Source organism: Lactobacillus sp. ESL0677, from assembly GCF_029392875.1.
Lineage (GTDB): Bacteria > Bacillota > Bacilli > Lactobacillales > Lactobacillaceae > Lactobacillus.
In genome coordinates this window covers 69,963-94,918 of record NZ_CP113946.1, presented here as the reverse complement: position 1 = coordinate 94,918, position 24,956 = coordinate 69,963, and the positions used below count along the sequence as shown (strand labels likewise).

25 protein-coding genes, 1 pseudogene and 3 riboswitches are annotated in these 24,956 nt (G+C 39.2%); of the genes and pseudogenes, 11 read left to right on the top strand and 15 right to left on the bottom strand.

Annotated elements, in window-relative coordinates; all coding sequences use genetic code 11:
- Positions 1-90: 90 nt before the first annotated feature.
- On the top strand, positions 91-1,311 hold the full coding sequence (locus OZX76_RS00480; RefSeq protein ID WP_277180006.1) for an MFS transporter: 1,221 nt from the start codon (positions 91-93) through the stop codon (positions 1,309-1,311).
- A 66-nt stretch (positions 1,312-1,377) separates the two neighbouring features.
- On the opposite strand, the gene OZX76_RS00475 is transcribed toward OZX76_RS00480, so the two are convergent.
- Positions 1,378-1,797 carry a pyridoxamine 5'-phosphate oxidase family protein gene (locus OZX76_RS00475; protein ID WP_277180004.1) on the bottom strand — a complete coding sequence of 140 codons (420 nt, stop codon included), beginning with the start codon at positions 1,795-1,797 and terminating at the stop codon, positions 1,378-1,380.
- Positions 1,798-1,990: 193 nt separating this feature from the next.
- A riboswitch (Lysine riboswitch) is annotated at positions 1,991-2,169 on the top strand.
- Positions 2,170-2,277: 108 nt separating this feature from the next.
- On the opposite strand from OZX76_RS00475, the gene OZX76_RS00470 reads away from it, so the two are divergent.
- Complete coding sequence (locus tag OZX76_RS00470) at positions 2,278-3,888, top strand: ABC transporter substrate-binding protein/permease (RefSeq protein ID WP_277180002.1); 1,611 nt, start codon at positions 2,278-2,280, stop codon at positions 3,886-3,888.
- A gap of 23 nt (positions 3,889-3,911) precedes the next feature.
- Positions 3,912-5,066, top strand: a complete 1,155-nt coding sequence (locus OZX76_RS00465; RefSeq protein ID WP_277180000.1) for an ArgE/DapE family deacylase — start codon at positions 3,912-3,914, stop codon at positions 5,064-5,066.
- 74 nt (positions 5,067-5,140) lie between these two features.
- Here the strand turns inward: OZX76_RS00465 and OZX76_RS00460 are convergent, their stop codons facing one another.
- Positions 5,141-5,374 carry a hypothetical protein gene (locus OZX76_RS00460; protein WP_277179998.1) on the bottom strand — a complete coding sequence of 78 codons (234 nt, stop codon included), beginning with the start codon at positions 5,372-5,374 and terminating at the stop codon, positions 5,141-5,143.
- 365 nt (positions 5,375-5,739) lie between these two features.
- On the opposite strand from OZX76_RS00460, the gene OZX76_RS00455 reads away from it, so the two are divergent.
- Positions 5,740-7,359 carry an ABC transporter substrate-binding protein/permease gene (locus OZX76_RS00455; RefSeq protein ID WP_277179996.1) on the top strand — a complete coding sequence of 540 codons (1,620 nt, stop codon included), beginning with the start codon at positions 5,740-5,742 and terminating at the stop codon, positions 7,357-7,359.
- Positions 7,359-8,108, top strand: a complete 750-nt coding sequence (locus OZX76_RS00450) for an amino acid ABC transporter ATP-binding protein (RefSeq protein WP_277179994.1) — start codon at positions 7,359-7,361, stop codon at positions 8,106-8,108. Before OZX76_RS00455 ends, OZX76_RS00450 begins: the two co-directional genes overlap by 1 nt.
- A gap of 48 nt (positions 8,109-8,156) precedes the next feature.
- Here the strand turns inward: OZX76_RS00450 and OZX76_RS00445 are convergent, their stop codons facing one another.
- The 3 genes and pseudogenes from OZX76_RS00445 to OZX76_RS00435 form a co-directional block, all read right to left on the bottom strand.
- On the bottom strand, positions 8,157-8,909 hold the full coding sequence (locus OZX76_RS00445; RefSeq protein WP_277179992.1) for a helix-turn-helix domain-containing protein: 753 nt from the start codon (positions 8,907-8,909) through the stop codon (positions 8,157-8,159).
- Between the two features lie 517 nt (positions 8,910-9,426).
- Positions 9,427-9,669, bottom strand: a pseudogene (locus OZX76_RS00440) (AAA family ATPase); the annotation flags it as partial.
- 75 nt (positions 9,670-9,744) lie between these two features.
- Positions 9,745-11,133, bottom strand: a complete 1,389-nt coding sequence (locus OZX76_RS00435) for an MFS transporter (RefSeq protein WP_277179990.1) — start codon at positions 11,131-11,133, stop codon at positions 9,745-9,747.
- 126 nt (positions 11,134-11,259) lie between these two features.
- Here OZX76_RS00435 and OZX76_RS00430 point away from each other — a divergent pair, with 126 nt between their 5' ends.
- Both OZX76_RS00430 and OZX76_RS00425 read left to right on the top strand, forming a co-directional pair.
- Positions 11,260-11,724, top strand: a complete 465-nt coding sequence (locus OZX76_RS00430) for a MarR family transcriptional regulator (RefSeq protein ID WP_277133043.1) — start codon at positions 11,260-11,262, stop codon at positions 11,722-11,724.
- Positions 11,725-11,737: 13 nt separating this feature from the next.
- Positions 11,738-12,589, top strand: coding sequence for an aldo/keto reductase (locus OZX76_RS00425; RefSeq protein ID WP_277179988.1), 852 nt, complete (start codon positions 11,738-11,740; stop codon positions 12,587-12,589).
- 109 nt (positions 12,590-12,698) lie between these two features.
- Here OZX76_RS00425 and OZX76_RS00420 read toward each other — a convergent pair whose 3' ends face one another.
- From OZX76_RS00420 to OZX76_RS00410, 3 genes are all read right to left on the bottom strand, one after another.
- Entirely contained in the window at positions 12,699-13,613 is a 915-nt protein-coding gene (locus OZX76_RS00420; protein WP_277179986.1) for an HNH endonuclease signature motif containing protein, read from the bottom strand.
- Positions 13,614-13,725: 112 nt separating this feature from the next.
- Positions 13,726-13,866, bottom strand: coding sequence for a hypothetical protein (locus tag OZX76_RS00415; protein WP_277179984.1), 141 nt, complete (start codon positions 13,864-13,866; stop codon positions 13,726-13,728).
- 271 nt (positions 13,867-14,137) lie between these two features.
- The gene (locus tag OZX76_RS00410; RefSeq protein WP_277179982.1) at positions 14,138-14,542 is read right to left on the bottom strand and encodes an iron-sulfur cluster biosynthesis family protein; all 405 of its coding nucleotides are present in this window, start codon (positions 14,540-14,542) and stop codon (positions 14,138-14,140) included.
- Positions 14,543-14,726: 184 nt separating this feature from the next.
- On the opposite strand from OZX76_RS00410, the gene OZX76_RS00405 reads away from it, so the two are divergent.
- From OZX76_RS00405 to htpX, 3 genes are all read left to right on the top strand, one after another.
- Positions 14,727-15,827: an SLC13 family permease gene (locus OZX76_RS00405; protein ID WP_277179981.1), complete on the top strand. Its 1,101-nt coding sequence runs from the start codon at positions 14,727-14,729 to the stop codon at positions 15,825-15,827.
- 106 nt (positions 15,828-15,933) lie between these two features.
- Positions 15,934-16,494: a LemA family protein gene (locus OZX76_RS00400; protein ID WP_277143646.1), complete on the top strand. Its 561-nt coding sequence runs from the start codon at positions 15,934-15,936 to the stop codon at positions 16,492-16,494.
- Positions 16,495-16,513: 19 nt separating this feature from the next.
- The gene (gene htpX / locus OZX76_RS00395; RefSeq protein ID WP_277179978.1) at positions 16,514-17,410 is read left to right on the top strand and encodes a zinc metalloprotease HtpX; all 897 of its coding nucleotides are present in this window, start codon (positions 16,514-16,516) and stop codon (positions 17,408-17,410) included.
- A 56-nt stretch (positions 17,411-17,466) separates the two neighbouring features.
- On the opposite strand, the gene thiE is transcribed toward htpX, so the two are convergent.
- From thiE to OZX76_RS00360, 7 genes are all read right to left on the bottom strand, one after another.
- The gene (thiE, locus tag OZX76_RS00390; protein WP_277179976.1) at positions 17,467-18,096 is read right to left on the bottom strand and encodes a thiamine phosphate synthase; all 630 of its coding nucleotides are present in this window, start codon (positions 18,094-18,096) and stop codon (positions 17,467-17,469) included.
- A 12-nt stretch (positions 18,097-18,108) separates the two neighbouring features.
- Positions 18,109-19,317 carry a dicarboxylate/amino acid:cation symporter gene (locus OZX76_RS00385; protein WP_277179974.1) on the bottom strand — a complete coding sequence of 403 codons (1,209 nt, stop codon included), beginning with the start codon at positions 19,315-19,317 and terminating at the stop codon, positions 18,109-18,111.
- Between the two features lie 2 nt (positions 19,318-19,319).
- On the bottom strand, positions 19,320-20,540 hold the full coding sequence (locus tag OZX76_RS00380; RefSeq protein WP_277179972.1) for a hydantoinase/carbamoylase family amidase: 1,221 nt from the start codon (positions 20,538-20,540) through the stop codon (positions 19,320-19,322).
- Positions 20,541-20,544: 4 nt separating this feature from the next.
- Positions 20,545-21,321 carry a thiazole synthase gene (locus OZX76_RS00375; protein WP_277179970.1) on the bottom strand — a complete coding sequence of 259 codons (777 nt, stop codon included), beginning with the start codon at positions 21,319-21,321 and terminating at the stop codon, positions 20,545-20,547.
- 14 nt (positions 21,322-21,335) lie between these two features.
- Positions 21,336-21,974: a sulfur carrier protein ThiS adenylyltransferase ThiF gene (gene thiF / locus OZX76_RS00370; protein WP_277179968.1), complete on the bottom strand. Its 639-nt coding sequence runs from the start codon at positions 21,972-21,974 to the stop codon at positions 21,336-21,338.
- Entirely contained in the window at positions 21,975-22,169 is a 195-nt protein-coding gene (thiS, locus tag OZX76_RS00365) for a sulfur carrier protein ThiS (protein ID WP_277179966.1), read from the bottom strand.
- 78 nt (positions 22,170-22,247) lie between these two features.
- Positions 22,248-22,342, bottom strand: a riboswitch (TPP riboswitch).
- 57 nt (positions 22,343-22,399) lie between these two features.
- Positions 22,400-23,338 (bottom strand): AraC family transcriptional regulator, encoded by a 939-nt coding sequence (locus OZX76_RS00360; RefSeq protein ID WP_277179964.1) that lies wholly within the window; start codon positions 23,336-23,338, stop codon positions 22,400-22,402.
- 123 nt (positions 23,339-23,461) lie between these two features.
- Positions 23,462-23,551: riboswitch (TPP riboswitch) on the top strand.
- A gap of 45 nt (positions 23,552-23,596) precedes the next feature.
- Between OZX76_RS00360 and OZX76_RS00355 the strand changes: the two genes are divergently transcribed.
- Complete coding sequence (locus OZX76_RS00355; protein WP_277181449.1) at positions 23,597-24,955, top strand: ABC transporter ATP-binding protein; 1,359 nt, start codon at positions 23,597-23,599, stop codon at positions 24,953-24,955.
- Position 24,956: the final 1 nt, after the last annotated feature.

Here is a 24,956-nt window from a genome sequence, read left to right as displayed (position 1 = left end):
TTCTATCCACATTAAAGCATATTTAACATTATTGAAATTTACTCATATTTAGCTCATAATAATTACATAATATTTTTACAGGAGCTAAATATGAAAAAAGTACGTAACTCTTCCCTTTTACCAATCATGGCATTAATTTCTAATCTGGGTGACCTATCTGTTAGTATTGGCGGTTCAATCTTAATCGCTTCTTTTTCACGGTCGGTAACTGTCAACAGCATCTTTTCTAGCTTAGAATCGTTTGGCATCATCATTCTGACACTTTTTGTTGGTTCCACAATGGATCGCATTAGTAAGAAAAAAGCCCTGCAAATCACCTATCCAATGCTGGGCTTAATCTTACTAATTCCCTTTTTCTTTAATGACGTTTATTTTATTTATGCCTACATTGGCTGCGACATCGTCATGACTTTTATCGCACTTTTTGCTCAGTCTGCATATAATGGTGCCACCAAGCGCTTTATTCCCGATGAACAAGTTGACATGGTAATTGGTAAGAATACAACTTTCGGCAATATTGGCTTAATTTTAAGTTACTTAGCAATTGGCTGTGCCTATGTTCTGGCTAGCAAGCTTAACGATAGCTCAATTATCTACAAATTTTTATTACTTGTTGGTAGTATCGCCTACCTGTTATTTACGATTCCAACTAGTTTACTAGACGAGAGCTACGATCCCAATCTGATTGGTCATGATCTAGCCACTAATTCAACCTTAGCGCAAATCAAAAAGATTTATCACATGATTAAAACTAATACCGGCTTACGCAGCTCAATTATCCTAGCAATTTTTATTAGCTTATTGATGGGTTATTTTAATAGTCTAATGGTCTACCTGTGGAGTAGTATTGATCCCCAGTATACCAACATTGTCTATTTAATTGTCGATTATGCCATTGGCACCATCTTAGGCAACCTCGTTTTGCGGATCAAATTAAATTTCAAGAAAAGCATGGTGCTCATTACTTTACCCGCACTATGTTTAATCGTTTTTGCCGTTAGTCCCAGCGTTTACACTTTAAGCATTTGTATTATTGCTGTCATGCTTAGCTGCATCCCTGTTAGCACGTGGATTTCACGGATTCGAATTAGACGGACTGAAGTTACAATTCAATCTGGTCAAGCTAGCTTTATCACCTTTGGTTCTTCAATTCTTGACGTCTTCTTCGGAACAATTGTTGCTGGCATTTTTGACTTACTTAAAAAGCCACTTTTACTGCCAGCATTTATTGCGATTATTACCGTCTTTGTCTTCCTAATTCTCGGTAAAGACATGACGGCATACGAAAAGACCCCTGTTGTTAAAAATTAAAAATCAGCACAAAAAAACACGCTAGGCAATTCTGTCTAGCGTGTTTAAGATTAGTTATTCAGTTTATTAGTAACCGCGGCGTTCTGGTGCACCTTCAACCAATAAGTCACCAGCTTCTGGAACATGTCCTAATTGATAAATTCTTTCAACATCAATTACAACAATGGCTGTACCATCGCCAAGGCTGCCCTTTTCCTTAGCAGCTTTATATTCTTCTGAGCCAGGTTGGTAAACATGAGCTGTACCTTCAAAGCGGTAGCCAGTTCCAGCTGCCTTGTTTGATACAGCAACGGCTGCCTTACCAGTAGCCTTTAAGTTTTCGTAAGCAGTCTTACTTGTCCATTCAACGTAAGCTAAGTGTTCATCATCGTAAACCTTTAATGAACCCTTAGGACCTACTTGAGGATTACCATCTTTGTCAGCTGTTGCTAAGAAAGGAAATTCGCTTGTTACTAAATCTTGCATTTCTTGTGTTAATTTTGCCATCTATATGACCTCCTGAAAATCTTACATAACCTTGCTTATATATACACTATAAAGTAGTCACTTACAAAATACAAGTAAGATGCTTACTATTTGTTTTTAAGTCTAAAATTAAATATTATTAAATTATTTTTTAATAATATAGTTGACAATCATCAAAATTTAATTTAGTATTTTCATCAAGTTAAATAATTTCCAATGCAATAGAGGTCGCGACAATTACGAACCTAATCTAAGCACGCGTGATGCAAAGATGATTAGTGTCAAGAATTGCCGCCGAAACCAAAATTTTATCCGCCGTAAGATTCTGGTTGGGCTGCAGGAACAGATTCTGCAGACTGTCCCAAGTTAATCTTGGGGAGCGCTATATGATTTGTCTAGATATGATTGATTATACCTCGTTGTCTTGAAAGATAACGAGGTTTTTTATTTACGCTTTTTATTGTATTGGCTTTATTTGAAAAATATTTGGAGGTTTTCAAAATGAAGTCAAGATATAAGTGGTTAACCGCAATTTTTGCAGTCCTAATCAGTTTTACCATCAGTGCATTTTTTAATATTCCCTCAGTCCAAGCTGCTAAAAAAGACGATGGGGTATTGAAGGTCGCAATGGAAGCTAACTACTCGCCCAACAATTGGACCCAAACTACATCGGCTAATGGTGCCGTCCCAATTGACGGCTCACATACCTATGCCAACGGCTATGATGTTAAGATTGCCAAAATTATTGGTAAAAAGTTGCATCGTAAAGTAGTCGTACTTAAGACTGAATGGGATGGACTACTCCCCTCATTAACCAGTGGCAAGGCCGACTTAATTATTGCCGGAATGAGCCCAACACCTGAGAGAGCTAAAGCAATTAACTTTACCAATGCTTATTGGAGCGGTATTTTTGTTGTAATTACTAAGAAGACTAGCAGATTCGCCAATGCCAAGAAGTTGACAGACTTTAAAGGGGCTAAATTAACCTCACAACAAGGTACGTTTCACTATAAATTAATTAACCAATTGCCCGGAGTTAAGAAGGAACCTGCCATGAGTGACTTCTCTGCAATGCGGCAAAGTCTGGTTTCTGGGACAATCGACGGCTATATCGCTGACTCAACCGAAGCCATTTCATTCAAAATGGTTGATCCGGACATTAAGGCGGTAAAACTTAATCCAATGCATGGCTTCCATGTCACCAAGGAACAGATGGTTTCTTCAATCGGTGTTGCTAAGACTAATCCTAAGCTGCTTAAAGACGTTAACCAGATCTTAGCAGGGATTTCTACTAAAAAACGCCAAGAATTAATGACGGCAGCTATTAAAGAACAACCTAAGACAACTTCAAAGAAGGGTAAAAATGGTAAGCCAGAGCCGTGGCTTATCTCCATGCTCAAGCAATACGGCGGCATGATTATGAGCGGGATTGGCATGACCTTATTACTAGCAGCTGTCGGAACAGTTGCTGGCTTCCTAATCGGCTTAGTCGTTGGAATTGTCCGCACAATTCCTGAACCTACTACTCGCGGTAAGCGTTGGAGCTTGAAATTTATTAATTGGCTCCTATCAGTTTATATTGAAGTCTTTCGGGGTACGCCAATGATGGTTCAAGCGGCCGTAATTTACTATGGTATTGCGCAATTCTGGCATCTTAATATTGACAGAACTGCCGCTGCTTTAATCATTGTTTCGATTAATACTGGCGCATATTTGGCCGAAATTATCCGCGGCGGGATTATTTCCACTCCTGATGGTCAATTCGAGGCGGCCAGTGCGCTGGGAATGACTCACAGCCAAAGAATGTGGCACATTATTCTGCCGCAAGCAATCAGAAATTGCCTTCCTTCAATTACCAACGAGTTCATTGTAAACATCAAGGATACTTCAGTTTTGAGCATTATTTCTGTTTCCGAATTATTCTTCGTTGGTTCCACAATTGCCAGTCAAAGTTTCAAGTTCTTCCCAACCTACCTGACAATTTCCGCAATTTACCTGATTTTAACCTTTACTATCACGCGGATTTTCAACTTAATTGAAAAACACCTCGATGGCAATCAGAATTACAATTTAATGGCCAACCAGATTCAAGTTGGTACACAAGACAAATAATTATTTAATTGATAGGAATTACTATGGATAGACAGAGACAAATTAAGTTATTACAGGATTTAATCCAAATAGAAACCATTGACGACCACGAAAAAAGAGTCGTTGACTATGTTGCGCAGCTATTCGCGCCTTTTGGTGATCGCGTTCGCATGACACGTGTTCCCTACCAAGGTGATCGCGAAAGTGCGGTTATCTCAATTGGCCCCACTGACGGCAATTTCAAGCTCGGCTTTTCCGGTCATATGGACGTGGTTAACCTTGGTAATCGTGCAGCTTGGCGTGATGATCCGTTTTCTGGTAAATTGTACGACCATGACACCAAAATGTACGGCCGGGGCACGACAGATATGAAGAGCGGCTTAGCGGGGATGATTGGCACGCTCATCACTCTACTCGAAGATAACGTGCCTTTAACAGGGGAATTGCGTTTATTAATGTCTGTTGGTGAAGAAACTGGGCAATGGGGCGCTGAAGAATTAACTAGGGAAGGCTTTATTGACGATTTAGACGTTATTGTCATCGGTGAAGACTCCAACCTTGATATTTCTTATTCCAATAATGGCGACATTGATTACACTGTCACCTCTTACGGCAAAGTCGCTCACTCTGCCCAATTAAATGTTCTCAACGCTATTGATAGCATGACCGATTTTATCCAATTAGCCAACAAAAAATTACGTCACTTGCCACTAGTCCATGAAAAGTTAGGTCCTGTACTGCACAACATCACAATGATTTCTGGCGGTGATCAAGTTAACAGTATGCCTGACAAAATTGTTGCTCGCGGCAACATTCGCATTAACCCGTTCTACACGGTTAAAGACATTCAAAAGATTTTAGAAGATGTAATCAATGAAGTTAATCAAATGCCGCAGCACCATTTTGAATTGCAGTATGATTATTTAGGCGAAGCCGTCTCTGGTGATGAAAACAATGAATACGTGCAGGCGGCTCAGGAATTACTTGCTGCCGTTTTAAAGCGACCAGTTAATTTGGTAACCGAATCAGGCACCACCGATGCTTCTAAGTTTGTCAATAGTCCAACAGCACCAACGATGTTTAGCATTGGGCCGGGCAATGACAGCTGCCATCAAATTGACGAGTACGTTGATATTCCCGACTACTTAGCAGCATGCAAGTTTTATCTGAAATTTGCTCAAAAATATTTAACGGAATAATTTTCAACATAAAAAAGCACCGTTCTTAATTAAAAAGAATGGAGCTTTTTTATGTTACTTAATTAAATTTCGGCTCATTTCAATAAAAGGATAAACGAAGTTATTTGTTTCCCATCTGGCGAAATAGTCTTTTTAAAGCGTGTATTACTATCTGCATGAAGAAATTCTTTGTCTTGCTTCAAAACTCGAAAAGCCCATGAATTTCTTGTTTTAAATAAATTTGTTTCTTTAGTTAGATCAGCTGGATTTTGCATAAATCTCTTTTCTTTTATCTTGTAGATACATATTGGCAAATTGTACTTACGCATTCAATTTATCTCATTCTCTATAAATAAATAGTTGACAAAGCAATCTTTTTAGCCTATGCTTTTAGTCAAATTAAATAATTTCCAATGCAATAGAGGTCGCGATAACCACGAATTCAGTCGGAGCTGGCAAAGAGCTAAGATGGCTGATGTAAGGATTACCGCCGAAACGAAAACAATACTTGTCCGATTATTTTTGTTGGGACGCAGAAGCAAATTCTGCGGACTGTCCCGGTTTCCCCGGGGAGCGCTATATGATTTGTCTAAATATGATCAATTATAACCTCGTTGTCTTGAAAGACGATGAGGTTTTTATTTACGCTTTTTATTGTGTTGGCTTTATTTGAAACGTTTTTGGAGGTTTTAAAATGAAGTCAAAAAGTAAATGGTTTACCGCGTTAATTGCGGTCTTGCTTGGTTTAGCAGTGGGATTAAATTTCAAGTCCCAGACTGCTTATGCCAAGGATAATGGCGTCTTGAAAGTGGCCATGGAAGCCAACTATCAGCCCTACAACTGGACCCAAACTAATAACGCTAACGGCGCTGTACCGATCGACGGTTCACACACCTATGCCAATGGTTATGATGTCAAAATTGCCAAGATCATTGGCCAAAAATTACACAAAAAAGTGGTTGTCTTCAAAACCGAATGGGACGGATTGTTGCCAGCCCTAACTAGTGGCAAGGCCGATTTAATCATCGCCGGAATGAGTCCAACTGCTGAACGTGAAAAAGCAATCAACTTTTCTAATCCTTATCGTCGGAGCACATTCGTTGTCATCACTAAGGTTGGCAGCAAATATGCCACTGCCAAAAAGCTGTCTGACTTTAAGGGCGCTAAATTAACTGCTCAACAAGGAACTTTCCACTACCAATTAATTAAGCAATTGACTGGCGCTAAACGTCAACCTGCCATGCGTGACTTCGCTGCCATGCGGCAAAGTTTAATTTCAGGCACAATTGATGGTTACGTAGCCGAAGATACTGAAGCAACTTCATTTAAGTTGGTTGACCCAGATATTAAAGCTATTCCCGTCAGCAAAATGCCTGGTTTCCACGCCACTAAAGAAGAATCAGTTACTTCAATTGGGATTGCCAAGCCTAACAAGCAGCTGCTCAAGCAAGTTAACCAAATTTTAGCAACAATTTCTAATGCTCAACGAGTTAAGTTAATGAACACTGCCGTTAAACAGCAACCAAAGACCGACAATTCTAAGAGCAAAACTGGAAAGCCAGAAAACTGGTTCGTTTCCATGTGGAAGCAATACGGCGGCATGATTATTAGTGGTATCGGGATGACGCTATTACTAGCATCAGTTGGTACCATTGCCGGATTCTTCATCGGTTTAGTTGTTGGTATCATCCGGACAATCCCTACCCCAACTACTCGCGGTAAGCGTTGGGGCTTAAAGTTCATCGATTGGCTATTATCCGTTTATATCGAAATCTTCCGGGGCACACCAATGATGGTTCAAGCAGCTGTAATTTACTATGGGATTGCCCAATTCTGGCACCTTAATATCGACAGAACTGCAGCTGCATTAGTCATTGTTTCCATTAATACTGGTGCATATTTAGCCGAAATTATCCGCGGCGGGATTATCTCAACACCAGAAGGACAATTTGAAGCTGCCAGTGCTCTAGGGATGACTCATAATCAGAGAATGTGGCATATTATTCTGCCGCAAGCTATTAGAAACTGTCTGCCATCAATCACTAACGAATTTATCGTTAACATCAAGGATACTTCAGTTTTAAGTATTATTTCTGTTTCGGAATTGTTCTTCGTTGGGACCACGATTGCTAGTCAAACGTTTAAGTTCTTCCCAACTTACCTAACAATTTCTGTAATCTACCTAATTCTGACCTTTACAATTACTAGAATTTTCAACCTAATTGAAAAGCATCTGGAAGGCAGTAAGAACTATAATTTGATGGCCAATCAAGTTCAAGTTGGCCCAACTGAAAAGACGGAGGTTAACAAATAATGACACAAGCAAACAGTACAATTTTAAGTTTAAAGCACATTCAAAAGTCTTTTGGTAATCACCAAGTATTGAAGGATATTTCTTTTGATATTAAAAAAGGCGAAATTGCTACAATTATCGGGCCTTCTGGCGGTGGTAAATCAACTACTTTACGCTGCATTAACATGCTAGAGGAGCCTAGTGCTGGTGAAATTGATTTCCACAGTGAAAATGTACTAGCTCCCGGCTACAACCGGAATATCTACCGGGCCAAAGTCGGCATGGTTTTCCAGCAATTTGACTTATTTGAAAACAAAGACGTCTTAGCCAACTGCATGGTTGGTCAAGAGCTGGTCTTGAAGCGTTCCAAAGAAGAAGCCCGCAAAATTGCTATCAGCAACCTTAAAAAAGTCGGCATGGCAGAATACATTAATGCTCGTCCTAAGCAATTGTCTGGTGGGCAGCAACAACGGGTCGCAATCGCCCGCGCGATTTCAATGGATCCAGAGATTTTATTATTCGATGAGCCAACTAGTGCCCTTGATCCAGAAATGGTCGGCGAAGTACTTAGCGTTATGAAGGACTTAGCCACTACCGGATTAACAATGATTATTGTTACTCATGAAATGGCCTTTGCCCGCGATGTTTCCGATCAAGTCCTCTTTATCAGCGATGGTGTTATTGCCGAACAAGGTAGTCCTGACCAATTACTTAATCATCCACAAAACGAAAAAACTGTTAAGTTCTTACGTAACTTCCAAAATAATTAAAAATAATCATAAAAAGAGCCAACTTACTAACAAGTTGGTTCTTTTTGATTAATTAAATGGCCACCACGGGAAATTTTTATTCACTCTTAATGCAGTAGATGCATGCTCTGGTCCTGTTGATTCTTTAAATGGCGTATAATCATCCGGTATTGTTTCACGCATTTGTAGAGGTATCTCACTCTTTTTAACTAAGCGAGCTGCATATACATATGAGCCCTTATGCATGACATAAGCCCAGCGGTGCTTTAAGTCGTATTCTCCAGTAGAAAACTTTAACCACGAACCATGACTAAAAGCATCGTCAGTAACATACGCATCCACTTTTTGTGGAACTTTAAGCCACACCTTCTTCTCGGTTTTACCATGTTGCTCGATTCCACGTTCTTTTTTCACTTCGACTTTATCCGGCAAAACAGCATAACCATACTTCGTTTCTAAAAATGGGTTAAAGCGGTCAATCCACTCCATTTGATTTGCCCGGCCATAGCCTAAAACGCAGAGCCATATTAAAATCACGGTAAAGATACTGCCAATAATTATCAAATAACGGTGGTATCTCCGTTTATCATTTACATCCGAACTAATTTTCTTAACCATTGCGTTATTGTCTCCTTTCAATAAAGTGTCAAGCGGAACCGCCAATAGGACACTTAGTTCTACCAAAGTGTCCAAATTAGGATAGCTCAATGAATTTTCCCAGCGCGACAACGTTTGGCGCGTCACATGTAACTTATCTGCCAACTGCTGCTGCGTTAAATTCATTTCTTGCCTTTTTTCACGTAAAACATGCGCTAATTCCATTTGCACTTTACTTCCTTTCTAAACAATAACTTAACAATATCTGCCGCAAAAGTAACGCAATTATCATGTTACATCGGCGCCAGAAGCGGCTTAATCAATAATTTTATCTTAAATGATGTTAATTAAAAAGAGCCAACTTACTAACAAGTCGGTTTTAATGGTTGTACACTAAATCCTGTTGATGAATACCTTGTGGTATTATGTTAACAGGATATTTTTGTACAAAAAAGAGGCCCCAGCCACCACTTAAAAAGATTGGAGTTTTGACTATGACCTCTATTGATAACTATTCAACTAAACTTTTGCTTAATATTAAAGACAATAACCTCACTTTTTCTGCTACTTATTTAGCTGCCGATCAAGTTACTAGGGTTTTAGTCGCTTAACTCAAGCTCCCTTTAACTGCTTGTCCCACTTGTCAAACTCCCTTAGTTCACAATGGGCACTATCAGTCATTAATTCATTATCACTCTTATGATGCTTCACAGCCAATCCAGATTGAACTGCACAAACAACGCTGGCTTTGCTGTGCAATAATTTCTGCTAAAGTCGTCTTGCCAACACCTGGCGGGCCCCAAAAAATCATTGAAGATAATTGCTGGCTCTCAATCATCTCACGTAATATTTTCCCATTGCCAAGCAATTGCTCTTGCCCCACAAATTGTGCCCAATTTTTAGGCCGAACACGACTAGCTAAAGGAGTATTATTTTCACTACTTGTAACTAATGAGCCTTGCTTCGTTACTCCATCTTCTTTTATAAATTCTATTTTTCAAAACCTATTATACAAGTTTTTGAAGAATATTTTTAAAGTTATCAGCTAAGTTAACGTAACTTATTGCCGTTTTACAATTACTCTGCCCCAGACAACTGTGATTAAACTGATTACACAAAGAACAGCTAAAATGCCATAATCCAGCTTACTACCTAATGCAGTAGATGCAGCTAAACTACCACCATGTGATTGAGTAGTAGCAATTACAGCTGATAAAACACTAGTACCGAATGAACCCGCATACTGCTGCGTTGTGTTAAATAATGAATTTAAAGCCGCGTTTTCCTGACGAGTAATCTGCAAACTAGCGTCTGATAACGTGTTGCTAAAACCCAAATTAAAACCGCCCCGCATTAAAATATAGATTATGCCAATAGTTAAAGTAGTAATAAAACCCGTAGTTCCGAAAAAGAGTAATGATCCCGTTAGCATAATTAAGCTTGACCACAACATTGAACTAAAGGCTTGTCCATGATCGAATATTTTACCAGCAAGAGGCGAAACAAACGCTCCCACCAATGCACCCGGCAGTAATAATAAGCCAGCAATAAACGAGCTCTGATGCAAACAATCTTCAACAAAAATAGGAATAACAAATGAAATACCAATATTGATAAATGCTAAAATAAAGTAGTTAACCCACCTTAAAGCAACCAATGGTTGTTTCAACAAGCGAAAGTTCAAAATTTTACGTGATGAGCGGTGCAAATGCCAAGCTAAGACAAACGCAATTACGACAGAAACTAATAGCAAACCAATAAAGCTAAAACTAGTAAAACCAAATTTACCAGCATTGGTAAAAGCTGTACTTAAACTGCCAAGCATCATCGTTAATAATAAGACCCCAAGCCAGTCAAACTTTTGTAATGTGCCTTGAGGCGCTAAATGAATATATTTTTCACCCATAATTGCAGTGATGATTAAAATAGCCAGCGCTACAATAAAAATCCCTCGCCAAGACCAAAAAGAAGTTAATGTGCCGCCGTAAGTTGGACCCAAGGCCGGCGCAAAAGAAATCACCATCTCACTAAATCCCATATAACTGCCCCTCTTAGATTGCGGAACTAAAGTCAGTACTAAATTAAACAGTAAGGGTGTTGAGATTCCTGTAGAAACAGCTTGTAATAAGCGACCACTAATCAGCGCAACGAAGTTCTGCGCACTTGCACAAATAATCGTTCCCACTAAATTGAACGTAATCGCAGCCGTAAACAGATTATGAGCATTAAATCTTTGATTAAGATAACCGGTGGTGCTCATAATAACTGCAACCGTTAGTAAGTAGCCAGATGTTACCCACTGGACCGTTCCTAAAGATACATGTAATTCTTTAGCCAAAGTTGGAAAGGTTACATTAAGTGAGGTTTCAACCAAAATCCCTAAGAATGACAACATTGCTGCTGCAATAATTGCCAGCTTAGTCTGTTTATCAACATCTTTATTTACCATATTGTTTGACATCCTTTCTAGTAATTTATAAAATTAAAAGCATATAGTTTCCTAGGAAATTATTTACTTAATAAGTTTACTACTAATCATTTGTGATGCAACTATTTAAATTTATAAAGGAATACTATGACTAAATATCAACAAATTTTAGCTAAATATTATCATCTGCTAGCTTTAGACAACAATGAAGATCAAGAAAAGAAATGGTTAGTTGCTCAAGATTACCTTGCCCAAAATTTAAGCACCGTACACTTTCATATCTTATCGTATTTATTAGCTACGCCTCACGCAACAGCGACCGAAATTCGTGCACACTTAGGCGTACTGCGCGGAACACTCTCTAAACGCTTAACCACTTTAATTAAAAAAGGTTTGGTTGTCGCTAATCAAGATCAAGCAGACGCCCGCAGCAAGCACTATACCTTAACTCCAGCTGGTATCCAGCTAGCACAGTTACATAATCAACTACTGCAAAAAAAGGATCAACAATTAGGACATGTACTTGATCGTTTTACTAACGAAGAATTATCAACCATTGATCATTTCTTATCCGATCTAGTAACTGCTGAAGAAAATATTAATTATCATTAGAAAGGCAAATAAAATGAATATTCCTACATTTACTCTAAGAAATGGACTACAATTACCCGCAATTGGCTTTGGTACTTCTGGCATTAAGGGCAAGGCCGGCATCCAAACATTAACTGCCGCAATTAACAACGGGTATCGCCTAATTGATACTGCCTACAATTATGAAAACGAAGGCACGATTGGCCAAGCCATTCAGCAGAGCAGCATTAACCGTAACGACCTAGTGATTTCATCCAAATTACCGGGACGCTACCAGTCATATCAAGCAGCATTAACTACCATTGAAGAGTCCCTTTATCGCTTGCACTTAGACTACTTCGACCTCTATTTGATTCATTGGCCTAATCCTATGCGCGACGAATATGTTTCTGCATGGCAAGCACTACTAGAAGCTAAAAAGCGTGGGCTAGTTCGGACTTGCGGAGTTTCAAACTTCTTGCCAGAATATCTTGACCGCTTACAAAAAGAAACAGGTGAATTACCAGAAGTTAATCAAGTCGAATTGCACCCCCTTTTTAGTCAAAAAGAGCAGCGCCAATACGATCAAAAGCACCAAATTCTAACTGAAGCGTGGAGTCCATTAGGTGGTATTGGTATGGGGCTTAGTCAACCCATTCGGCAATTGCCTTTAATCAAACAGTTGGGGCAAAAGTACCATAAAGATAGCAGTCAAATAATCTTACGCTGGGAATATCAGTTGGGAGTGTTACCTCTACCATTAGCTCATGGCTCCCAACATCAATTAGCTAACCTTGATATTTTTGACTTTAATTTAACGTCAGCAGAAGTTGCTCAAATTACCACTCTAGATCAAAATAATGCCCGGGTTTCTGGCCAAGATCCGAAAACGCACCTAGAGCTATAATTACTATATTTATTTCTGTTCTATTAAAAAAAAGCAGCTCAATATGAGTTGTCTTTTTATCCTGTCTAATTATTTAAATCTACTATCAAAATTTTTTGCTTTTGTTCTCTTAAATAATAGCATTATCTTTCTGTTCTTCGGCTAGTTTCCAGCCCGTCATAAAATGCTGCTCGCGTAACAACCGCAATTCATCATAATCACTCTTGAGACTATCAATCGCGTCCTGCAATTTCTTATTTTGCTTACGCATCATATTTAATTCTGGATCATTAACGACACCCTTAAGATGCATTGTTGCCGCCAATTTACGTCGCCGTTCATTAAACTCACCTTGCAATGTCGCCAGTGCATTCTCATACTTAACTAATTTCTGGTTAACCGGCTTAATTTCATCATTTAGCTTAATAAACAAAGTATACGGCATATTAGACTTAATTTTATTACACTCTTTACATGACAATATCAAATTATCTAAGTCATTATTATGTGAGAGTGATACCGGATTCTTGTGGTCAACACTGCGCCCGCGCCGACCACAATATTGGCAGCGATAATGATACTTGGCCCGAATCCGCTCGCGGTCAATATAATCAACTTCATTTAATTGAAAATCAACCTTCAAACCCAATTCTTCTAGGTTCTCTGCAAAGGTTACATCCATCCGCGGCACGAAGCTGTTTTCACCAGTTTCACTGGCAATAATGGCGGCATTAAAATCATGACGGGACAATTGTTGCTGGGCCAAGCTATTGCCGTCATAATCCTGAATAAAGGCTTCATAACGCTTGCGATTTTCCTTTTTAGCAACTAGGAAGTCAGCAGCAGTTTCAGTATCTCGCCCCTCAAACGTATAGAGCAGACCTTGAGCAAAAATCTGCACTGCCGAATTAGCAAAGTCACTGGCGTCTTGCCCTCTTTGCAGACAAATATCACAGATGCTCGTTAATTTAGGATTCATCAACCCCTGCTTTTTAAAATGTACCGAATTAATGCGTAAGCCGCAGCTGCTGCACTGAAATTTCACGTTGCCATTCTCCTTTAATTTAATGTTACTACTCCAATTTTACTCAATTTGCAGTAAGAAAAAAAGGTAGATTACAAGTCGTAATCTACCTTTTTATTTTATTATTATCAGACTATTTGTTTTCGTCTGCTTTGGCCTTGTTCAAGAATTGAACAACAGCTGCAACGTGAGCAACACGCTTCTTGCCGTTCTTCTTGTTCTTAGGTCTTTGGTTTGGTTCACAACCAGTGTTGTAATTTTCACCTTTACGCATAGTACTATACTTCCTTTCAGATTTTCGAAAATCTTATTTAGTTTACCATGAAAAGCCCCACGATTCAAGACTAGCAATTGGCTAACGCCACCTTACTCAATTCCTTCTTCTTTAAAGTACCGCATAATTTTAGGTAAAATCGCCAGCATATAAATTAAGGTAACTATTCCCGTGACAATAAAAATCAAATAGCTTTACCGAATATTCTGAAATAGCAATCCAAAAAAGTGCCCCATATTTCAAGGACACTTTACTTAATTATTCAAATTTACTAGCAGGTTTTGCCTTCCTGCAAATCTTTAGCTGTTATGTCTGATGGTTGAAATTCATTAATTGAAACCGCACCATCAATCACGCCGCTATCGTCGGCCAAGCTCAATGTGGCATTCTTTTCAGATACAACTAAATTATTATCCAAATATTGCATTTCTGCAGGACTTGTAAACAAATTTAATCCAACATTATTATTGATAATAATTGAAAATTCAGGGTCTTTTTGATCCAAAATCACAAATTGAAAATTAGCCCCAATAGTACAGGTACCGCCAACTTTAGAATATTGATTAGAACCATCATTTAGCGCCAATAACACAACTTGGCCTTTTCTAATATGGCTCTTAATTCTTGCAGCAGCTTCAGGCTTGATATTCATTTCAATTGTTTCAGCATTATTCATTATAAATCCCCCTTATTTTTCCTACTTACTAAAGTATAGCTTGTATGCATAAAAGAAAGCAAAATTCCCGCCTAGTAAATTGACATTTTTATAGTCAAAAATTTATCATTGCACACAACGGAAAAAAAGCTCAAAATAGAAGTAACAACTATAGATGATTATAACTTGCGAAAGGGGACATTTTATGACCGTCTTAAGAAAAATTTTTAGTGATAAAATCTTGCAGATTACTGCTGTAGTCACCATTGTAAGTCTTTTTTTTGCTAGACCGCGGCTTGGGGATATTAACTTACATACAATATTTTCAGTCGCCGCGATGCTAATTATCATCCAAATCTACGCGTACTTGCATGTTCTCGATGTGCTCGCGTACAAATTAACCAGTATTGCTGACAATACGCGCAAACTGAATATTCTGTTCACGCTTTTAGCAATCATTGCCGGAATGTTTCTTGGTAATGATATAACAGCATTAACACTAATTCCGCTTTATTTAAACATTGCTAAAAAATACGACTTGCCGCAGATTTTGCCAGTTACGTTAATTGGAATGGGCGCCAACATCGGGGCAGCATTCACGCCCTGGGGCAATCCACACAATATTTTTCTTGTTAGCAAATATTCGGTTAACGCTTTGACCTTCTTCTCATGGTCACTGCCATACTTGCTCAGTTCACTAGTGATTACATTTATCATTTTTCACTTTATTCCACGCAAGCAAATTCCAGTTCAAGAAACAAAACAAATCAATATCAGCATTCGACCAACTGTAATTACGACCGTTGTGTTCGCCTTCTTCTTTTTAGGTGTCTTCAAAGTGGTCAACGTTGCGTGGCCAATGCTAGCTGCAATCATTCTTGCCTTTTTAATCAACCCACGAATTTTACTTAAGGTTGATTTCGCATTGCTGCTGACTTTTACCTGCTTTTTTATCTTTATTAGCGATATCCAGCAGATTCCAATCATTGTCATGATTATTCACACAATGATTAATTCAGAAAGCTCAACTTACTTCACATCGATTTTATCCAGCCAAATCATCAGCAACGTGCCGGCCACAATCCTTGTTGGTAAGTTTACGCCATACGCTAAAGCGCTGTTCTTAGGCACAAATATCGGTGGTTTTGGCTCACCTATCGGCTCAATGGCCAATATGTTGGTGCTTAAGACTTTCATTCAAAACGGAACTGTCTCAAGAAACGAATTCTTCAAAAAATGGACAGTTATGCAATTTATCGGTTTACTAATCCTAACAATCATTGGTTGGCTACTATTGCTCGTTTAACATACTTTACTTATCTGAATCAGGATGTTGTGCAGCATCCTTTTTTTGTATCCAAAAAATAAATAATCAGTTATAATTAAACAGTATATATAAGGAGGTTCAACCTATGTCATCATTAACTTGGATAATTTTAATTATCGTTGTCTTATTAATCGGAATTTATATTGCTATTTATAACGGCCTACAAAAAGCCAAGGTATACACTGACGAATCCTGGAGCCAAATCGACGTGCAATTGAAGCGGCGTAACGATTTAATTCCTAACTTAGTTGAAACCACTAAGGGCTACGCTAAGCATGAAAAGGAAACGTTAGAAAACGTTGTGGAATTGCGCAACCAATTAACTAACATCCCTCAAGATGACCGGACCCAAACCTTAAAGGTTTCTAACCAAATTTCTGATGCCTTAAAGTCCATCTTTGCTTTACAAGAAAACTACCCTGACTTAAAGGCCAACCAAAACTTCCTGAAATTGCAAGAAGAATTGACCAACACCGAGAACAAGATTGCTTACTCACGCCAACTTTACAATTCATCAGCAGCCCTTTATGATCAAAAGCTTCTGACTTTCCCATCAAATATTATTGCCAGCATTCATGGCTTTAAGAAGGTTGACTACTTACAAGCTAGTGAAGCCGAAAAAGAAGCACCTAAGGTTAAATTTTAAATATTAGGGCAAAATCATTATGTTATTTCAACAAATTGCTCGCAATAAGCGCAAAACCGGCATCATCATGGTCTTGTTTGCCGTGATTTTAGCCCTTGTTGGGGCTGGCTTAGGCTATATTTTTGGTGATAGTCCATGGGGCGGAATGGTTATTGCGCTAGTTATCAGTGTTCTTTACCTATTTTTGGTCATGCGTGATCCCGCAAATATGGTAATGAGCTTAAATCATGCCAGTGAAATTCACGAACAGGATAACCCCGAATTGTGGCACGTTGTCCAAGACATGGCCATGGCTGGCCGTGTACCAATGCCCCGCGTTTTTATCATTAATGATCCCAGTCCCAATGCCTTTGCAACAGGGCGTGATCCCGACCACAGTGCTGTTGCTGTAACTCAAGGATTACTTGAAATGATGAACCGTGAAGAGCTGGAAGGCGTCTTAGGTCACGAGATTTCTCACATTCGCAATTACGACATTAGGTTATCGACAGTTGCTGCTGTTCTTGTCGGCGTGATTTCTTATTTATCTGGAATCGCTAGTCGGTACATCTGGTGGTTTGACGATGACCGTGGCAGTGATAAGGATGATGATAATAACCTTGTCATCATTTTTAAAATTGTCGCAATTGTTTTCGTGCTTATTCTGGGACCGCTATGTGCTAGTCTTGCACAAATGGCTTTATCACGTAACCGCGAATACTTAGCCGATGCTTCATCAGTTAACCTTACTCGCAATCCACAAGGATTGATTTCTGCTTTAGAAAAAATCGCGGGTAGTAAGCCAATGAAAAAGGCTGATCCTAGTAGTGCAGGGATGTATATTGAAGACCCGCTGCGCAAAAAGCACAGTTTTACGCACCTATTTGATAGTCATCCACCAACAGAAGACCGGATTAAGCGGTTAGAAAAAATGTAATATCACAAAAAGACACCTGTTCAAGAACAGATGTCTTTTTTGATTTCAATTAATTTTTATAAGGCTGCTAAAACTGCTTGTCTTAGCTCTTGTGTTGCCTTAATTGGGTCAGCAGCTTGCATAATTGCCGATACAACGGCAACTCCTGCAACATGAGCTGGCTTAACTGCCGCAACATTATGCGCCTTTAAGCCGCCAATTGCATAAACAGGAATTGAAACATTTTGCCTAATTTGGCTTAATGTTGCCACACTTGTATGCACTGTTTTAACGTGGGTTTGCGTCGGAAAGATTGCGCCTACGCCCAAGTAGTCAGCACCCTCTTTTTCTGCTTCAAGAGCTTGCGGCAGTGTCTTAGTTGTCGCGCCAATAATCTTATCTGCCCCTAAAATTTGACGGGCAGCCTTGACGGGCAAATCACTTTGCCCTAAATGGACTCCCGCGGCATTAATCGCTTGAGCAATATCAAGGCGATCGTCAATAATTAGCGGCAACTGATAACGGTCAGTTATTTGCTTAACTGCTTGCGCTAATTCGTAATATTCACGCCCAGATAGCTGTTTTTCACGTAACTGCACCAGATCAACGCCACTTTTGCAAGCTTGCTCAATCGTAGTTAAAAATTGATTATCAGTTAAATTAGTCCGATCGGTAACTAAGTATAATGGTCGTTTTTGTATTTTCATAATCATTTCTCCCTAATAGACATCCCTATTCAACTGGCTCGTTGATGCCGCCACACCTACCGCCGTAATCGTGTCGCCAACAACATTAGCAACTGCACGAAACATCCCGACAAACCAATCAATCCCAGCAAATAAAGCAATACATGTATTAGGAAAGCCAAGTACAGGAAGCGCAATTGTTAACGCAACAATGCCGCCACCTGGAACCACTACAGTCCCTAAGCATGACAAGACAGCTAGCAGAATTATTCTTAACAGCAATACTGGCGCTAAACTAGCACCGTAAAGCTGCATTAAGGTTATACAAACTAGAGATAGATACAGCGCTAGACCATTACTGTTCAGCGCCATTCCCAGCGGTAAAACAAGCTGAGTAACGGATTTACTGACCCCCAGCTTTTCTTGAGCATCAATCATTTCAATTGGTAAAGTTGCGGCAGATGAAGTTGTGGTAAAAGCAACAACGATGATTCTAGTCAGGCCTTTAACTAGGCCCCAAAAAGATACATGAGCAACTAAACCAACAAAGATAAATAAGGCGAGTAAAAACACGATTACTGCTACTGCATAAAGCACTAGAAAGTACAACAAAGGCAAGAACACTTTACCACCATTTTTCGCAATTGTACTAGCAAACATACAGGCGATACCGAGCGGCGCCAGCTTGATGATTAGCATCACCAACTTAACAATCAACTGATTAAATTGTTTAATCAGCTTCAGCACTAGATGATATTCATTATTTTCATTGGCGCGACTTAAGACAAGACCGAATAAAACAGCAAAAACAATTACTTGGATCACGTTTCCTTTAGTAAGAGATGCAAAAATATTATCAGGAAACAGATGCAGGATTGCTGCACGTAAATTAACGCTAGAATGCAGCACTACTTTTGTTTTTACTAAATTCGGCAGCCTTAGCATTGTTCCCGGCTTAAAGACTATGCCTAAAAGCACGCCTTCAACCGCCGCCAAAATCGTTGTAATGGTAAACCAAAGACAAGTTTTTAGCCCCAATTTACCCAATTCCGCAAACTTTAAGCTACCTAAAGCCTCGATGACTGCACCCAAAATTAGCCAGACAATTACCATTTGCAGCAGCCGTAAAAAGATATCGCCAACAATCGTTAAATTTTCCGCCCACTTAGGTAATAGCCAGCCAACTAGCGCCCCAATTATGACACCAATTGTGATCTGGCCAGTCAAGCTAATTTTATGCATTATTAATATGCCTCCTGATAAAGCGATGCGGTCAAAAATTCAACTCCCCGCTGCAAATCCTCAGGTTTGGTATTTTCTTCTGGTGCGTGACTAATACCATTAATGCTGGGTACAAAAATCATTGTCGTTGGTACGACACGATTCATAATTTCACTATCGTGTCCTGCACCCGAAGCCAATTTCATGATTGAATAACCCATTTTGTGCGCTAATTTTTCATTTTTCGTCAGCATTTCCGAACTTAAAATTACAGGTTGATCATGAACCCAGCGCTTAAATTCAACGTTAATCAGCGGATCAGGAAGATTAGCAATGGTGTTTTTCATCATTTTTTCAAATTCATCTAACAGCTCATTATTTTGATGACGACAATCAATAAAAAACGTCACTTTGCCGGGAATCACGTTAGAAGTATTCGGCCAAACAGCAAGTTCTCCAACTGTAAAAGTCAAAAGTGGATCCACTGCACTCGCAAGCACTTCAAACTGGTTAATTAACTTAATTGTTGCCTGCAAAGCATCATGGCGCTCAGTCATCAAGGTCGTGCCCGCATGATTAGTAATGCCATTAACTGTAACGCGATAACGCCGCTGACCCACAATTGCTGTAACCAAACCAAGTGAAATATTGTTGCGAGTAAGGCGGTTTCCTTGCTCAACGTGCAATTCAGTAAAGTTTTGCGGCAGAGCGGGAAGAGCATACTTGACGCCGCTAATTTGCTTCAATTGGTTAACTGCATTACTGCGAGCATTTTCGATTTTGATGCCATTTTCATCAACTAAGCCATTAATCTCAACTACACGTGCATAGTGCTTCGAACCGCTAAAGGTAGCGTCGAAGCGGCTGCCTTCTTCTTCGCAAAAAGAAATTACTCGAATTGTCTTTTGTGAAGTACCAAACTGCTCGCGCAGGTTCAAAGCAGCCTGTAAGCCACCCAGAACACCATACAAACCATCAAAACGGCCGCCATTTTTCACAGTGTCCATATGCGAACCCGTCGCAATCACTTGTTCTTGGTCATTTCCAAGTAAGTCCAAATAGGCATTACCATAGTCATCAACTGTAACTTGAAAACCCACTTTTAATGCAAACTGAATTAATAATTTTTGTCCCTGAAGCCAATCAGAAGAATAGACCAAGCGGTTCTGTCCTAATCCCGAATTAGGCAGAGTTGTAATCTGCTTAAAAAGCTGATTAACCGTTATTTTCTTACTCTGCTGCATGACGTTACTTACTTACACCAGTTAATGGTGATGAAGCAACTGCACCGTGTTCAATTACACGACCGGGACCAGCCAAATAAGCCTTACGTCCAGCTTCAATTCCCAATTTAAAAGCTTCAGCCATTAACGGAATATTCTCAGCTGTTGCCATTGAAGTATTAGCCATAATCGCATCGGCACCCATTTCCATTGCTTCAGCAGCTTGGCTTGGACGACCAATTCCTGCGTCAACAATCACTGGAACGTCGATTTCATCAATTAAAATCTGAATTAACTCTTTGGTTGCCAAGCCTTTATTGGTACCAATTGGTGCTGCTAGTGGCATGACAGTAGCTGCACCCGCATCAACTAGTTCTCGGGCAGTATTTAAGTCAGGTAAAATATACGGCATGACAATAAAGCCTTCTTTTGCCAGAACCTCTGTTGCCTTAACGGTTGCTGCATTATCTGGTAACAAGTACTTTTTATCAGGCACTACCTCCAACTTGATGAAGTCACTGCCACTTAATTCACGAGCTAAACGCGCAGTTCTAATTGCTTCCTCAGCAGTTGTCGACCCTGACGTATTTGGTAAAATCGTCACACCTTCAGGAATGTAATTAAGAATATTTTCTTGGTCAGACGTTGTCCGGCGTAAAGCCATTGTAATGATTTGTGCCTTAGCATGCTTTACTGCCGCATCAATCAGGTCATAAGAATATTTCCCTGAGCCCAAAATAAACCGTGAAGTAAATGTGTGCCCGCCAATTGTTAATAAATCTGTTTCTTTAGTATTTGTCATTATATTTTCCTCTTTCAATTTAAATCTTCAATTCCTAAAATCAACTGGATAATCATGTTCGCCTCATGACCAGCGCAAATTGTCACGCGTGGAGCCATCAGACCCTCTATCCCTTTAGACTTGCCATCACCTGCTAAATACACGTTAGGCAATATCTTTCGCGTCTTAATTGCATTGGCGCTATGAATTCCTGCCATTCCTGACGCCATGACTAGCGGCTTATCGGGAAAAATTTTCGTAACATTTTCCAGTAGCATTGCTTTAGCCGCTGGGTCATCAAAGGCCTCACAGATAATATCTGCATCTTGAAATAGCCCCGCGATATTTTGCGGTGTTACTCGGTCTTTTACTGCTTTAACCGTTATAAACGGATTAACTTCCTGCAAATTCTCTTTCATCGCAACTACCTTCGCCATTCCAACTTGACTAAATTTAAATTGCTGACGATTAAGATTGCTTAATTCAACCTGGTCAAAGTCAATCAAAGTTATTTGACCGACACCAATGCGAGCTAAAGCAAGAGAAATATTTGTTCCTAAACCGCCACAACCAGCAATAGTTACCTTGGCAGCAGCTAGTTTAGAGCTAGATCCCGAGACATTGCGTTTTTGCATTTCAGCGATAATTGCCGAATTTTGTGACCTATCTAGCATTTATCCACCCCCAACAAATGAAATTATTTCCACCTTGTCATTTTCTTTTAGCAAAACATTAGCAAAATCACTGCGAGGCACAATCTTACCATTCAGTTCAACTGCTAAATTGCTGACTGGCGCATTTCTTTGGGTTAAAAGTGTTGCAATTGATATACCTATAGCTGCCACTTCTTCACCATTAACAATAACCAAAAAATCCCCTCCTTCGGTTATCAAAGGAAAGGACTTTTAATAAAAATGAGCCATTCTTATTTAAGAATGGCTCAAAAATTGATCAACAGGCCGCTCTTCCTTCGGTAGTATAAACTACATCAGGTTCGATGAGTATAATCTCAGTCGCTTACGCGACACCCCAGACGAACTTTTATTATTAAACTATAGTTTAGGTATAACAGCTTTTGGTTGCGCTGTCAATTATTTTTTTATTTCAAATTAATATTAGCCTGACGAAATAGCTCCGCACGCATTTGAACTGGCGTCTGATGATAGTATTCATTAAACTTTTTATAGAAAAATGACTTGCCATTATAACCAACCCTAGCAATAATCTCCTTAACCGAAATATCAGGACGCGCAAGTAAATTGCGGGCTTCCTGCATTCGCCGTTCATCAACATGCTCCACAAAGCTTTTGCCAGTTTTTTGCTTAACTAAACTAGAAAAATAATTTGGATTAAAGCCAAAATATTTAGCAGCTGCATCTAAAGTAATATCGGCAAAATTAGCATCGATATAGCTTTCAAGTGTTGCATTGGCAAAGCCCTGCTTTTTTGCTGGCGCTGCAGCGAAGTTCTGATTACGTACTGCCGCAACTAACAATAAATTTAGTTCTGCTTTAACTACACTCTCGGTAAATAAATTATGGCTTAAATATTCATCAATTATCTTATTCATTAATTGTGCCGATTTAGAAATTGGCGTTGACTTTAAATATAACAGACGATTAACCCGCAAATTGCTAATTACTTGCTTAATTGCCTGCTCTTCACGTGACTCCTGATTGGTAATATTTCCCAGGAAATATTGTAAATTATACTTAGAATTTAAATCTAACTTTACCAAAACGTCAGTTTTAGTTTGCTTTTGGACTTCATAATCACTTTTAGCTGGCAAAAAGACAATATTGCCTACTCCTAACTCAAAGTCTTGTCCGTGAATTTTAATATTTGCTTTGCCACCAGCCTCATAAAAAATCATCGCATTTGTTGTTTGATAACGATGGACACCAGTGTTGTGATTTTCGAGATAAACAGTAAACAAATCAAAGCTGCTACCCACTGCCTTTAATCGTAATTCATTCGTATCGCTATTAGTTGAGCTTAAAATACTAGCTAAATATTGCGCCAATTTGACTGCTGCCATAGTTTCACCTTCTTATTATTAGTTTAATACTTTTATTATATAGCAAAATCAAGATTCACTGGTATTTTATTTTCATTAAGCCATCATGACTAGACAAAAAAGCGGTTTTCATGTAAAATTGGTTTGATAACATTGGGGTGCCGCAAGGCTGAGATAATACCCGTTGAACCTGCTATGGACAATGCCAGCGAAGGGAAAATGAATGAACTTTTACGTCGTTAGTGCAGCTTGTCCTAGCGACTTTTTTAGTTGGTAAAAATAATGATTACAAGCAAAAATTTAACTTTTTCATACGATCAAAATATTAAAATTCTTGATAACCTTAATCTCGAAATTCCCACGGGGCAATTTTCACTGTTAATTGGACCTACTGGTTGTGGTAAGTCAACTTTACTTAAGGTGCTGGCCGGACTATATCCTAAATATGCGGGTAAAGTCAGCGGCAGCCTTAACCTCAACGGCTTAAAGTCGGCCATCATGTTTCAAAATGCCAGCGAGCAATTCACAATGGCAACCCCACGAGAAGAAATTATTTTTGCGCTTGAGAATTTACAAATTAACCAAGAAGATTATCACAAACGGCTGACTGCCGGCGTAAAATTTGCGCAAATTGAAAACTTGTTGGACCAAAAGATCAATACAATGTCCGGTGGTGAGCAACAACGTGTGGCCCTTGCCGTTCTCATTGCAATGGACATTGACTTATTCTTGCTAGATGAGCCCTTCGCTAGTTGTGATCCGCAAGCACGGCAATTTTTAATTACCAAATTAGCGCACTTGCGCGATCAAGGCAAAACGATTATTTTAAGTGACCATATTCTAAATGGCTACCAAAATATCTGTGATTGCCTCTTTCAGTTTGCAGGCCACCATGTCCAACAATTAGACAGCTTAGCTAAAGACAAACTACTCCAGACAAGTACGCACAAGAATAATTATTCGTTTGCTTTGCCTCAAAATGAGACAGCTTGTTTTACCTTAAACAAAACACAATTAACGCAGAACAGACGTTTATTGAATCAGGACCAGCTTAAGATTATTGCGGGTAAGACCACGCTAATTACTGGAGCTAATGGCGTTGGTAAAACTTCATTATTTAACGCATTGACCAAAATGCTGCCTTATAACGGCAGTCTAACCTACCACAATCGTGAAGTGCGCCAACAAGCAACGCGCAAATACTTATTACATGTTGCTCAGATTTTTCAAAATGCAACCGACCAATTTTTGAGTGTTACCGTTCAAGACGAAATTGACTTGAGTAAAAAACAGCGGACTAATGACTTTTTTACTGACGAAAAAATCAACGAAGTTTTAGCTGATCTCGATTTAAACCAGCATTTAGACCAAGTTGTGTATTCTCTTTCCGGCGGTCAACAAAAGAAGCTGCAAATTTTACTAATGTTAATTGCAGATCAAGATGTATTGCTGATTGACGAGCCACTAAGCGGTTTGGATCACGTATCAAGTCAAAAAGTCATGCAACTACTTAGGCAAAGTCAAAAAAAGCGCGAACAAACTTTGTTAATTATTAGTCATGAACTTGACGGTCTAGCTGATTGGTGTGATTACCATCTCGTTTTTGCCGATAAACAACTGCATTACGTGACTAAGTGAG